We start from the raw sequence: 12,362 nt of genomic DNA, 5'->3' as shown, positions 1-12,362 counted from the left end.
TTTTTGTTAAAATGAATGTAACAACGGAGAAAGCAGGAGGACTGTCTAATGGAACACACAACTCAAACGAAAATATTAGTCGTAGATGATGAGGCACGAATTCGCCGCCTTTTAAAAATGTATTTAGAACGTGAAAATTATGAAATCGATGAAGCAGAAAACGGAGATGAGGCGATTCAAAAAGGGCTTCAAACCGATTATGACCTCATTTTGCTCGATTTAATGATGCCTGGTACAGATGGAATTGAAGTGTGTAATCAAATTCGAGACAAAAAAGCGACTCCAATCATTATGCTGACGGCAAAAGGAGAAGAAGCCAACCGCGTTCAAGGATTTGAGGCAGGAACGGATGACTACATCGTCAAACCTTTCAGCCCACGTGAAGTTGTTTTACGTGTGAAGGCATTGCTCAGAAGATCGTCTCAAACGTCTTATCTGAATACTGGGACAACAACAAAGGACGTTCTTGTGTTTTCTCATCTTTCTATTGACCATGATGCACATAGAGTGACGGCTGATGGCAAAGAAGTCAGCCTCACGCCGAAGGAATATGAGCTTTTATATTTCCTTGCAAAAACACCGGATAAGGTTTATGACAGAGAAAAGCTGTTAAAAGAAGTATGGCAATATGAATTCTTTGGAGACTTACGAACAGTCGATACCCATGTCAAACGACTTCGTGAAAAACTGAATAAAGTGTCGCCAGAAGCAGCGAAAAAAATCGTAACTGTATGGGGAGTCGGGTACAAATTTGAGGTCGGCGCTGAATGAAACTGTGGAAAAGTGTTGTAGGAAAGCTATGGTTAACCATTCTTTTCCTCGTCCTGATCGTTTTATCTATTTTAACTGTGCTTCTTTTAGAGTTCATTGAGAATTATCATGTAGAAGAAGCAAAATCTGATTTAACACAAATGGCCAACAAAGTAGCAGTCATTTTAGAAAGCCATGAGGATCAATCTCTTGCAAGATCGATAACATCAGAACTCGCTGACAAATTGACGAGTATTGCGATCATACAAGAGGACGGGCTAGAGTGGTATTCGTCTGAAAAAGGCGGGAAGCTTCCTGCGATTACAAAGAAACAAATTGAAGCGGACAGCGATTTAAACCAAGCACTGAAAGATCGTAAAAAAATCAGTAAACGTGCAGAACCTGATGCAGGCAATCAAAAAGATGAACGAATTGTAGTCGGTGTTCCATATGAGGTGAACGGAAAAAAAGGCATGGTCTTTCTTTCTCAGTCACTCCTCGCTGTAGAACAAACAACGAAACATACGACGCGATACATCTTTTTAGCAGCCGGAATTGCGATTGTACTGACCACTATATTCGCTTTCTTCTTGTCAACCCGTGTCACCTATCCTCTCAGAAAGATGAGAGAGGGTGCACAAGATTTGGCGAAGGGGAAATTTGATACAAAGATTCCTATTTTAACGCAAGATGAGATTGGAGAACTGGCGATCGCTTTTAATCAAATGGGGAAGCAGCTTAAATTCCATATCACAGCTTTAAATCAAGAAAAAGAACATTTGTCTAATATTTTAAGCAGTATGGCCGATGGCGTCATCACCATCAATATTGATGGAACGATCTTGATGACAAATCCTCCTGCAGAACGATTTTTGCAGGCATGGTATTATGAGCAAAATATGAAGATCAAAGATGGAGATGAACTGCCGCCAGAAGCGCGCGAGCTATTTCATACAGCTGTCAGTACAGAAAAGGAGCAAATGATCGAAGTTACGCTGCAAGGGCGTACGTGGGTTCTTCTCATGTCTCCGCTTTATAATCAGCAGGATGTCAGAGGAGCAGTTGCAGTCCTTCGTGATATGACGGAGGAACGAAGACTTGATAAGCTGAGAAAAGACTTCATTGCCAATGTCAGTCATGAACTTCGTACACCAATCGCCATGCTGCAAGGGTACAGTGAGGCGATTGTAGATGATATTGCAGGATCAGAAGAGGAAAAGAAAGAGATTGCGCAAATTATCTACGATGAATCACTTCGAATGGGACGACTTGTAAATGATCTTCTAGATCTAGCGAGAATGGAAGCAGGTCATATTACACTGAATCTTGAATCAACAGATACGGAAGAGCTGACTGAGAAGATCTACCGCAAGTTTCTAGGGATTGCGAAAGAAAAACAAATCGACCTTACGTATGACATTCTAGTGGATGAACCGCACTTTGTATTCGATCCAGATAAGATTGAGCAAGTGTTTACGAATCTCATTGATAATGCCATTCGTCATACACCAGAGGGTGGAGAGGTTCACTTTTCGGTTCAATCGGTGGAAAACGGGCTGAAAATGGATGTGAAAGATTCGGGAAGCGGAATTCCAGAAGAGGATCTGCCCTTTATTTTCGAGCGCTTCTATAAAGCTGATAAAGCAAGAACAAGAGGACGTTCTGGTACTGGGCTTGGCCTTGCGATTGTGAAGAACATCGTCGAAGCGCATCAAGGCTCTATACATGCTCACAGCAAAACGGGTGCAGGTACACACTTCACCTTCTATATTCCGAGAAAAAAGCAGGAACTCGTCTAATCTTGACGAAGAATCTTGTTACATGAGAAACACTTCTTTTCGAAAGAAAATGAAGTGTTTTTTCTATTTTGAAATTTTTAAGGAGAAGTTAAACAAAAAGCCCTTTCCAAACTGTCGAACTTGTAATATATTTGTCATAAAGTTGTAATGTAACGTTTTATAAGAGTCACTCGACAAAAATAAGTGAACGGAGGGGTTTCCTATGCATGAAACCTTTCAAAAAATATATGATTCGTACCATCAAGATTTGTACCAGTTTTTATTTTATATGGTTAAAGATAAAAATCAGGCAGAGGATCTCGTGCAGGAGGTTTACATTCGGGTACTTCACTCATATAAAACTTTTGAAGGAAGAAGCAGCGAGAAAACATGGCTGTTTTCAATTGCAAGGCATGTGGCGATTGACTGGTTTCGCAAGCAGCAAACCATTAGACAACGGGTACTCGGCACGTTTGATTGGGATAAGCAGGATGTAAAAGACCCAGACTTGCTCCCAGACGAACTAGCTGTACAGGATGAAAATACGAAAGAAATTTATGCCGCACTTGATCACTGTACGATTGATCAAAGAGCTGTCATCATTTTAAGGTTTATCCAGGGCTACTCAATCATGGAGACGGCAAAGGCGCTAAAGTTCTCGGAAAGCAAAGTCAAAACAACGCAGCACCGAGGCCTGAAAGTGCTCCGAAAACATATGGAGCTTTTGAAGGAGGAGCTAGTGAATGAAAACGAACAGGTCCGATTGGAGCGAAGAACGAATCAAGGTGTTACTAAGTCAGCTTCCAAAAGTGGAGGACAACCGTTCATCTAAGCAGATATACCAGCAGATGCTGATGGCAAGCGGGAAGAAAAAGAAAAGTGTCAGATGGATCGGTCCAGCGGTGGCAACCGTTGTGGTTTTATTTATGGCGTTTTTAATTTCTCCTCATTTATTTCAGCCGGCTGCTCAAGAACAGCATCAACAGATGAAAATGGACTCAAGTGCTGACAAAGGACAGGCGAATGCCACATTAGAGCCGGTGAAACAGGAAAATGGTACCGCGCACGTTGTTTCTCATGAAGACAAGCAAAAGTATATGACGGTTGCATACATAGATGAATCAACATCTCAAGTGATTCCCATTAGTATTGAAAAAGAAAATGAACATGACCATTTGCAGGAAATGATGAACACATATGAACAGGTGCAGCTGCCTGAAATGACAAAGCCGCTTCAATCTTATCTTGAGATGGTGGACCTTCGGGAAAAAGGGAATACACTTGTTTTTCAGTTAAAAAATGATTTATCCCTTGATACGATAAAGGAAGCCAATCGATTTAAAGATATGGTAAAAGAAACGCTCAAATGGAGCAGGTATAAACAAGTGGAGATCAGGTCAGTCGAAGGTTCTCATCTTCAATTAGGGACTAGCAGCTTTGGCACGATATCAATTGATAAACAAACGAAGAAAGCTTATTACGTGTTAAAAAATAAGAGCGGGACTTTTTTGGTACCCTCAAAAACCCATTATTCTTCTTATGAAGATGCGGTAGAGGCCATGAAACGGACGAGTGATTCTGGGCTCGAACCATTAATTAAAGAAGAATCCATTAAAGAAGTGACATCAAAAGGTAAGCATGTGACCATCACGTTTGGAGCATCAGCGAAATTATCGGACTCAATTGATCATATTCTACTCATTGAAGGTCTGCTGCTTACAGCGAAAGATTTTGGTTTCACAGATATCACCATTCAATATGCAGGAACAGATCAAGTAGGACCATATGAATTAAACGAGCCAATAGAGGTACCGGCTCTGCCGAATCCAGTTGTCATCAAAGATCGTTAAAGGACGCAAGTAAGTCATTGCGTTCTTTTTTAATGTATAGAAAATGCCCTTCTTGCTGTATACTAAGCTGTCATGAAAAGAACCTCAAAGAAGGGGAGTCACTGATGAAAAGGTATTGTTTCATAGGTGCAAGCTGTTTTTTGTTCTTCATCTTAGCACCATTTGCCCATGCGCAGCAGACAAACGAATGGGTGGAACCAGTGAAAGGAGAAGTCACTGACTTGTTTGGGACAAGGGGCGGCTCGCATAAGGGATTAGATATAGCTGCACCAGAAGGAGAATCCATTTTTGCTGCAAGTGAAGGTGTGGTCGCGCGTTCGTATGTATCGGCTACATATGGAGAAGTCGTGTTTATTCAGCATCCAAACGGATACGAAACCGTCTATGCTCATTTACACGAGCGTTTTGTGAAAAAGGGTGACCATGTACAAGCAGGGCAGCCGATTGGCATCATTGGCAACACAGGAGCTTCTAGAGGTACTCATTTGCATTTTGAGGTACATCGTGGAAATTGGTCAGTCAGCAAAAAGGATGCGATAGATCCGCTCAAAATGATTGCAGTGGAACGTTTCAAAGAGCCAGCTCTTCATGTAAATGGACATGAAAAAAATACATATGTCATTAAAAAAGGGGATACCCTTTGGTCGATAGCAAAGGCGCATGAAATGACTGTGGAACAATTGAAAAAGATCAATGAGCTGACCACTCACCTCATTCGAACAGGAGACCGTTTAATGGTTTCAACAAAATAAACCTCATGCTTTTGCATGAGGTTTATCACTGTTTTTTAAAGGTCAATCAGGCGGACAGAAAGAATATCCTGTACTTCCGTTAATTTTTTCACAATTTCATCCTCTAGATGCTTATCGAAAGAAAGCATCATAATGGCTTCGCCGCCTTTTTCTTTACGTCCTACCTGCATTGTTGCGATGTTGACATCATGGTCGCCTAAAATCTGTCCAACCTTTCCAATCACACCAGGTGCATCTGTATGCTGGATATAGACTAGGTGTCCATCTGGATAAAAATCAATATTAAATCCATTAATAGAAACAACGCGTTCCCCTAGATGCGGGATGTAAGTCGCTTTTAGAGTAAAGGTTGAAAGATCACCTTTGACTTCAATGGAAATACTGTTTTCGTAACCAGATTCGCTGGAGGAAATTTTCTCACTAAAACTAATGCCGCGTTCCTTTGCGACCATTCCAGCATTTACTTCATTCACAGTTGAATCAACGCGCTCTTTTAAAAAGCCTGAGAGGAGACTTTTTGTGATAAAGGATGTTTCGAGTTTTGAAATAGAGCCTTCATAAGAAATGCCTACTTCTTTTACAGGTTCTCTCATGGATTGAGAGACAAGACGTCCAAGTTTTCCTGCAAATTGATGATAAGGCTGAATCTTTTTGAATTCGTCTTTTGTCATCGCTGGTAGATTAATAGATGACATGACAGGAAGGCCTTTCGCAAATTGAAGGACTTCTTCAGATACTTGCGCTGCTACATTTAATTGTGCTTCTTTTGTAGAGGCACCAAGATGCGGAGTTGCAATGACGTGTGGATGATCCACAAGCGGATTATCAGTTGGAGGTTCTACCTCGAATACATCGAGTGCAGCTCCTGCGACATGGCCGCTTTCAAGTGCCTCAAGAAGGTCAGCTTCGTCAATAATGCCGCCGCGTGCACAGTTTACTAGGCGAACACCTTTTTTCGTTTTTGCAATCGTTTCTTTATTGAGAAGTCCTCTTGTTTCTTTTGTTAATGGCGTATGTACAGTAATAATATCTGATACTTCGAGTACTTCATCCAGTGATTTCGCATTGACGCCAATTTTTTCTGCACGTTCCTTTGTGAGAAATGGGTCAAACACGTTGACTGTCATGCCAAATGCTCTTGCACGCTGGGCGATTTCACTTCCGATTCTGCCTAAGCCGACAATCCCAAGAGATTTTCCGTAAAGCTCAGCACCAACATATGCACCTCTGTTCCATTCTTTTGATTTGACAGAAATATTGGCTTGCGGAATATGACGCATGAGTGATGAAATCATAGCGAACGTATGCTCAGCTGTCGAGATCGTATTACCGTTGGGTGCATTGATCACAATGACGCCATGCTTGGTCGCTTCATCAATGTCAATATTGTCTACTCCCACACCGGCACGGCCGACAATTTTTAATGAAGTCATTTTTTCATAAAGCTCTTTCGTTACTTTCGTGGCACTTCTGACAAGTAAGGCATCAAACGTGTGTAATTCATCTTCTGCTTCTGCTACATTTTTTTGGACAATTTCAACAAAATCTGATTCTAAAAGTGGTAGAAGACCATCATTGCTCATCTTATCTGAGACTAATACTCGAAACATCGTAAGATTTCCTCCTAAAATAAACGTCATAAATATCTGATAATTTACCATATTCCTTTTCACTGTGTCAATCAAATTAAAGCAGTAAAGTGAAAAAGAAAACACGAACATTTCTTTGTGTCTTTATAAAGAATGAACACCTTTAAACAAAAGATAACCAATTTTTGCGCATTTGTCATTAGAATTTTTGTGTTTTTTACGATTTCTTAAAACTGATGAATTTGCTCAGGATTTTTATCTGTACAAATGCTCATATATCATATATAATGATGTCGAATTGAATAATGATCAATCTTCGGGGCAGGGTGTAATTCCCTACCGGCGGTGATGAGCATAGTCTCTAAGCCCGCGAGCCTTTTTGGCAGGATTCGGTGTGATTCCGAAGCCGACAGTATAGTCTGGATGGGAGAAGATGGAGGTTCATAAACGTTGAAAACATTGATGTTTACACGTTTATTTGTCTAGCCCAATTTCCCCGCTCCTGTTTTCAAGGGCGGTTTTTTTGTGGCTAAAATGGAACAATCCTCTTTTCGAAAGATTTGATCGAAAAGGAGAGAGAATATTGAATCAAAGTAAAGTAAAGCGTTTAGTCGTAATCAGTATGCTTAGCAGTATTTCATTTGTTTTAATGTTATTAAACTTCCCGTTCCCTGGGCTTCCAGGATATTTGAAAATTGATTTCAGCGATATTCCAGCGATTATTGCGATTTTAATTTATGGGCCGGGTGCAGGTATTGCTGTTGAGGCGTTAAAAAATGTACTGCATTATCTCATTCATGGTAGTATGTCTGGTGTTCCTGTTGATCAAGTAGCGAACTTTACAGCAGGCGTATTGTTCATTTTACCAGTGGCCTTCATTTTCAAAAAAATCAAATCGGCAAAGGGAATTGTATGGTCTATGTTCTTGGGCACAGTGCTTATGACTGTGATGATGAGTATTTTAAATTACTTCCTGTTTCTGCCGGCTTACACATGGTTTTTAAATGCACCTCAACTTTCGGATAATATGCTCAAGGCGACGATAACAGCAGGGATATTGCCTTTTAATCTTATTAAAGGCATCATCATTACCATCGTGTTTAGCCTCATTTTTGTGAAAATGCGTCCATGGTTTGAAAATAAACGCCGACTTCAAAATAGTTAATATAAAAAAAGCCCCTGCATAAGGGGCTTTTATACTATTCATGCTTAAGTGGGTCGCCCTCGAAAGATTCGTCCGCAACTTTGATTGAATCCGTTGGACATCCTTCAAATGCATCAAGCATATCTTCTTCAAGTACTTCTGGAACTTCTACAGTTCCTTGGTTGTCATCAAGCGTAACAAATGCAATGCCTTCATCATCATAATCATAAATGTCTGGAGCAGCTGCACCGCATGCGCCGCAAGCAATACATGTGTCTTTGTCTACAATTGTATATTTTGCCATGTTAAAAAAATACCTCCCAGATTGTTCGATGGAACAAATGGTCTAACCTTTTTAGTTTCACCGATAAAAAACAATTTCCTCAAACCTTATTGTAATGATTTTAATTTCACATTTCAACTGTAAAGTGATTGAGAATGCTTATCACATAAGGGTTTGTTCATAACTTTCCCCCACAAATTGAGTTTAAACATTTCTTCTTCTATGAAATCTGTTAAAATAAAGGGAGAAAATATTCGAATTTTGTCAGGAAGACAGGTGCTTTGGCGAATGACTCTTCATTATTTGGATGTCATGTTAATGGACAGCGTATATAAATTGAACGGCGAACGCTCCATAAGTGCTGTCTACCATCTTTTTAAAGGAAAAAAATCATCACAAACCATACAGGATGCCAGTTTGTTTCAGCTTTCAAAGTACTTCGGTTGTTACCCGGGGTTTACGAGGGATCAGCTGAATCGCTCTACTATAAAACTTGACGAAGAGCACTACATCAAAAAAACAGGGGAGACATTCACTGTTACAGTTGCAGGACAGCGTATGCTAAACCAGTATTTTTTAGAAAAACCGATGCCCGTTTATTTTCATGGTGCGAAATATCATGATAAAGCAAAGGTGCTATGGATGAGGCTCTCTTTACTTGTACAAGTGCTTTCTCACCATATGGCTGGATCGTATCAATATGTCCCAATACAAAGAGATGTATCTGTACAAAGCTGGACGAAATCCTTCTTAAAACAGCATCATGAGAAGAATAAGCTTTCAGAAGAGCTGCATCATGAACTAGAAACGCTCCTTAGCCGTATAAGTGATCAAGAAGCGCTGATTTTTGTTTATTCATTGACGTCAAATGAAAGAATCGGGCGTACGTATCAGCAAATGGCAGAGTGGCTAAAAGAAGATGTGTGGTATGTGTACCTGCTTTTTTGGAATGTCCTCCATTATTTTATTCATGCTGCCCAAAAAGGTGAGACGCAGCTCATGCAAAAGCTCGTAGGTGACCTTGAATTCAAACGCGTATTAACAACCTCTACTCACAAAACGCTTGAACTTGTGCAAAAAGGCTTTAATATTGATCAGATTGCTCACATTCGTTCATTAAAAAAAGCAACGATCGAAGACCATATTGTCGAACTTTCCATACATGAACCGAACTTCTCAATAGAGCCGTATGTGAGCGTAGAAGCGCAGCAGGCCATTCATACAGTAGCCAGGGAGCTTCAAACAAATAAAATGAAGCTGATTAAAGAAAAACTCGAACATTCATTTACTTATTTTCAAATACGATTGGCTCTGACAAGGATGGTGAAAGCAAATGGATAAGCTTCATCAGACGCTCATGCGATATTTTGGTTACGACTCATTTAAAACAGGTCAAGAGGACATTATTCAAAGTGTACTGAATCAAAAAGATACGGTTGCCATGCTGCCTACTGGCGGCGGGAAATCCATCTGCTATCAAATTCCCGGCTATATGACAGATGGATTAGTTCTCATTATTTCGCCGCTGTTATCGCTTATGGAGGACCAAGTCGAACGAATGAAAATGCGCGGAGAAAAACGAGTGGCGGCGCTGAACAGCACATTGTCTTTTCAGGAGAGACGGCATATCATTCGGCATTTGCCATCATATAAGTTTCTATTTGTCGCGCCTGAGGCATTAATGTCAGAGGTGCTGCTAGAACAGCTCAAATCGATGCATATTGGTCTGTTCGTCGTCGATGAAGCCCATTGTATATCGGAATGGGGGCATGATTTCCGTCCGGAATATTCAAAGCTGGGGGAATGGAGAGAAGCGTTAGGTCATCCTGTCGCTTTAGCACTGACGGCAACAGCAACAAAACAAACGCTAAAAGATACCGTGCAAACGTTAAGGTTGCAGCATCCAGACTTTCATATTCATTCTGTCAACCGGCCAAACATCGCTTTAGTTAAAGAAGCGCACGAAACGAAAGAAGCAAAAGAGAAACGGGCCATTGAGCTTGTGGAATTCCTGCAAGGCCCCGGTCTGATTTATTGCCCGACTCGGCAAATGACAGAAGATATGGCGCTATTTATGAAACAAAAAACCCACCAGCGTGTAGAGTATTACCATGGCGGAATGGATGCAGGAGATCGCATGCTTATTCAGCAGCAATTTATCAGCGGACAGCTTGATCTCATTTGTTGTACAAGTGCTTTTGGAATGGGAATTGATAAAGCAGATATACGATTTGTTATTCATATGAGCCCGCCGCAGTCAATTGAAGCATTTATGCAGGAAATTGGAAGAGCAGGACGGGACGGGAAAAACAGTGTGAGCATTCTTTTATATACAGAAGAGGATGCGGACATTCAACAGCATTTAATACAAGCCGAGGGCTTTGATGATCCAGAAATTGATTTTTTCTTAGCCAGATTGACACAAATGCAGACAAATGATGAAAAAAAATTACGTGAACAATTGATGGAATCAGGGCTTCAGGAGACACGGGCAAGAATGTTAATCCATTATTACAGGATGTATCAGTCTGACGAGCCTCGTGTGCTCCTGATGAAACTGAAAGAGAAATTGCAGGACAGACAAACAGAAAAACTGAGAAAAGTGTGGCAATTTAAGGAGCGGATCACAGGTCATAGCTGCTTTAGACAATCTCTGTTATCATACTTTTACGAACAGCTTGATCAAACGGAGACGGCATCCTGTGGCAATTGCTGCTCTTCTTGCGGACTTGACCTGTCTGATTATGAAAAAAAAGAACAATCATTGGAGCTGAATGAAATGAAACACTGGAAGACCGTGCTGGATCGTATGTTTCATCTGACAAAAGAGGCGCACCATTGATCGAACAACATCACCGAATCATTGAAAAATTAACCGATCGCCAAGTCGTAGAACAGCTGTATTTTACGCAGCTGCTGATGCTGGTTATTTCTTTTTTACTAGGTATATTTATGTTCGATCATTGGACAGATTTCACATCCCTGTGGGAGATCCAAGATGCGCGGATACTGACTTATGGAATTGGCGGCGCTGTGCTTGTAATCATTGTGGATGCGATTGTCATGAAGGTTTTTCCTGCTCATATGTATGATGATGGCGGATTAAATGAAAAAATGTTCAAAAACCGCAGCATCCCGCATATTGTTTGGTTAACACTGCTCATCGCCTTTTCAGAGGAAATTCTATTCCGAGGGATCGTCCAGCAGCAATTTGGATTGGAGATTGCTAGTATCGTGTTTGCACTCCTTCACTTTCGCTACTTATCAAAAATACTCTTGTTTATCCTTGTGGTTTCCATTAGTATTTTTTTAGGACTTTTATACGAGTGGACGGGGAATTTATTTGTTCCTGTCATGACCCATTTTGTCATTGACTTAGTCTTTGCTTGTCAAATTCGTTTGAAATATAGGGGGAGGGATGAACATGGAAGAAATGTCGAGAATGAAGAGAAAGAAGGAGCAGCTGACAAACATCCATGACGATGATGTAGAGGAAATTTTTGAAGAAGAAGAAGTACAGCCTTCAGATGACTCTCACTTTCCTACACGAGAAGATTTCCATGAATATAAAAAGCAGCGCACGAAAAAGGTGCGCAATCCATTATTTACAACATTGGCTATTATCTTTCCTATTATCGTCGTCACGGTGTTCTTCCTTTTGATCTACTACACGTCAAAGGAAATTAACCATAATAATAATCAAGATGTATATAATATTGATTCTACATCAAGTGCTGACACAGACCCAGTCCCGTCAGCACTTGCCGAAACGAAAAATGACTCAAGCGCTGATAAAGCGGATGCGTCTGATGATGAGAAGCAAAAGAAAGATGAAGAAAAACAGCGATCGAAAGAAAAAGCTGAACAGAAGAAAAAAGAAAAAGCTGCTAAAGAGAAAGAAAAGCGTGAACAAGCAGCGAAAGAAAAAGAACGCGCGAGAGTCGAAGCTGCCAAAAAACGTGAACAGCAGCAGCTAGCCCTGCAAAAGCAACAAGAAGAGAAAAAACGAAAAGAAGCGGAAGAGAAAAAGAAGCAGGAAGAAAAACCAGTTCGTGTCGTGCAGCACACGGTTGGCCCAGAGGAAAACCTGTACCGAATCTCCATGAAGTATTACAAAAACCGTTCGGGTGAAGAGAAAATTAGAGCCTATAATCACTTGAAAGGCAACAGCGTGTATAGCGGTCAAGTGTTGAATATTCCACTAGAAAACTAATCA

The 12,362-nt window shown here is 40.7% G+C and carries 12 protein-coding genes and 1 riboswitch; of the genes, 10 read left to right on the top strand and 2 right to left on the bottom strand.

The features are described 5' to 3' along the window. Nucleotides 1–48 precede the first annotated feature (48 nt). From ACP69X_RS11315 to ACP69X_RS11295, 5 genes are all read left to right on the top strand, one after another. Nucleotides 49–771 (top strand): response regulator transcription factor, encoded by a 723-nt coding sequence (locus tag ACP69X_RS11315; RefSeq protein ID WP_003215596.1) that lies wholly within the window; start codon nt 49–51, stop codon nt 769–771. Continuing rightward, on the top strand, nt 768–2,549 hold the full coding sequence (locus tag ACP69X_RS11310; protein WP_426052684.1) for an ATP-binding protein: 1,782 nt from the start codon (nt 768–770) through the stop codon (nt 2,547–2,549). The genes ACP69X_RS11315 and ACP69X_RS11310 overlap by 4 nt, the downstream gene beginning before the upstream one ends. Before the next feature lie 202 nt (nt 2,550–2,751). Next, nucleotides 2,752–3,360, top strand: coding sequence for an RNA polymerase sigma factor SigX (gene sigX / locus ACP69X_RS11305; protein WP_039179611.1), 609 nt, complete (start codon nt 2,752–2,754; stop codon nt 3,358–3,360). Then, complete coding sequence (locus ACP69X_RS11300) at nt 3,272–4,378, top strand: sigma X negative regulator (protein ID WP_073979662.1); 1,107 nt, start codon at nt 3,272–3,274, stop codon at nt 4,376–4,378. Before sigX ends, ACP69X_RS11300 begins: the two co-directional genes overlap by 89 nt. Before the next feature lie 104 nt (nt 4,379–4,482). Then, nucleotides 4,483–5,130, top strand: coding sequence for a peptidoglycan DD-metalloendopeptidase family protein (locus tag ACP69X_RS11295; protein WP_305960274.1), 648 nt, complete (start codon nt 4,483–4,485; stop codon nt 5,128–5,130). A gap of 35 nt (nt 5,131–5,165) precedes the next feature. On the opposite strand, the gene serA is transcribed toward ACP69X_RS11295, so the two are convergent. Beyond that, nucleotides 5,166–6,740 carry a phosphoglycerate dehydrogenase gene (gene serA / locus ACP69X_RS11290; protein WP_024422834.1) on the bottom strand — a complete coding sequence of 525 codons (1,575 nt, stop codon included), beginning with the start codon at nt 6,738–6,740 and terminating at the stop codon, nt 5,166–5,168. Nucleotides 6,741–7,027: 287 nt separating this feature from the next. Further along, a riboswitch (FMN riboswitch) is annotated at nt 7,028–7,158 on the top strand. Nucleotides 7,159–7,302: 144 nt separating this feature from the next. Here serA and ACP69X_RS11285 point away from each other — a divergent pair. Beyond that, the gene (locus tag ACP69X_RS11285) at nt 7,303–7,884 is read left to right on the top strand and encodes an ECF transporter S component (RefSeq protein WP_024428075.1); all 582 of its coding nucleotides are present in this window, start codon (nt 7,303–7,305) and stop codon (nt 7,882–7,884) included. Nucleotides 7,885–7,918: 34 nt separating this feature from the next. Here ACP69X_RS11285 and ACP69X_RS11280 read toward each other — a convergent pair whose 3' ends face one another. Continuing rightward, entirely contained in the window at nt 7,919–8,167 is a 249-nt protein-coding gene (locus tag ACP69X_RS11280) for a ferredoxin (RefSeq protein WP_003215700.1), read from the bottom strand. A gap of 267 nt (nt 8,168–8,434) precedes the next feature. Here ACP69X_RS11280 and ACP69X_RS11275 point away from each other — a divergent pair, with 267 nt between their 5' ends. Genes ACP69X_RS11275 through ACP69X_RS11260 form a run of 4 tightly spaced genes read left to right on the top strand, consistent with a single transcriptional unit; the run spans nt 8,435 to nt 12,359 of the window. Then, nucleotides 8,435–9,487, top strand: a complete 1,053-nt coding sequence (locus ACP69X_RS11275) for a helix-turn-helix domain-containing protein (protein ID WP_073979664.1) — start codon at nt 8,435–8,437, stop codon at nt 9,485–9,487. Continuing rightward, nucleotides 9,480–10,988 (top strand): RecQ family ATP-dependent DNA helicase, encoded by a 1,509-nt coding sequence (locus tag ACP69X_RS11270; RefSeq protein WP_426052683.1) that lies wholly within the window; start codon nt 9,480–9,482, stop codon nt 10,986–10,988. The genes ACP69X_RS11275 and ACP69X_RS11270 overlap by 8 nt, the downstream gene beginning before the upstream one ends. Then, on the top strand, nt 10,985–11,626 hold the full coding sequence (locus ACP69X_RS11265) for a CPBP family intramembrane glutamic endopeptidase (protein WP_041085946.1): 642 nt from the start codon (nt 10,985–10,987) through the stop codon (nt 11,624–11,626). Before ACP69X_RS11270 ends, ACP69X_RS11265 begins: the two co-directional genes overlap by 4 nt. Further along, entirely contained in the window at nt 11,571–12,359 is a 789-nt protein-coding gene (locus ACP69X_RS11260; protein WP_411242764.1) for a LysM peptidoglycan-binding domain-containing protein, read from the top strand. The genes ACP69X_RS11265 and ACP69X_RS11260 overlap by 56 nt, the downstream gene beginning before the upstream one ends. Nucleotides 12,360–12,362: the final 3 nt, after the last annotated feature.

The organism is Bacillus sp. DC4300-2b2, from assembly GCF_049895685.1.
GTDB lineage: Bacteria > Bacillota > Bacilli > Bacillales > Bacillaceae > Bacillus > Bacillus safensis.
Note: the sequence above shows the minus strand (reverse complement) of the source record. Positions and strands in the feature narration are given on the sequence as shown.

What these genes read in the sequence shown, in the direction of transcription:
- sigX (WP_039179611.1), top strand. Translation starts at nt 2,752, where the DNA reads ATGCATGAAACCTTTCAAAAAATATATGATTCGTACCATCAAGATTTG.
- ACP69X_RS11260 (WP_411242764.1), top strand. Translation starts at nt 11,571, where the DNA reads ATGGAAGAAATGTCGAGAATGAAGAGAAAGAAGGAGCAGCTGACAAAC.
- ACP69X_RS11295 (WP_305960274.1), top strand. Translation starts at nt 4,483, where the DNA reads ATGAAAAGGTATTGTTTCATAGGTGCAAGCTGTTTTTTGTTCTTCATC.
- ACP69X_RS11275 (WP_073979664.1), top strand. Translation starts at nt 8,435, where the DNA reads ATGACTCTTCATTATTTGGATGTCATGTTAATGGACAGCGTATATAAA.
- ACP69X_RS11270 (WP_426052683.1), top strand. Translation starts at nt 9,480, where the DNA reads ATGGATAAGCTTCATCAGACGCTCATGCGATATTTTGGTTACGACTCA.
- ACP69X_RS11300 (WP_073979662.1), top strand. Translation starts at nt 3,272, where the DNA reads ATGAAAACGAACAGGTCCGATTGGAGCGAAGAACGAATCAAGGTGTTA.
- serA (WP_024422834.1), bottom strand. Translation starts at nt 6,740, where the DNA reads ATGTTTCGAGTATTAGTCTCAGATAAGATGAGCAATGATGGTCTTCTA.
- ACP69X_RS11280 (WP_003215700.1), bottom strand. Translation starts at nt 8,167, where the DNA reads ATGGCAAAATATACAATTGTAGACAAAGACACATGTATTGCTTGCGGC.
- ACP69X_RS11315 (WP_003215596.1), top strand. Translation starts at nt 49, where the DNA reads ATGGAACACACAACTCAAACGAAAATATTAGTCGTAGATGATGAGGCA.
- ACP69X_RS11310 (WP_426052684.1), top strand. Translation starts at nt 768, where the DNA reads ATGAAACTGTGGAAAAGTGTTGTAGGAAAGCTATGGTTAACCATTCTT.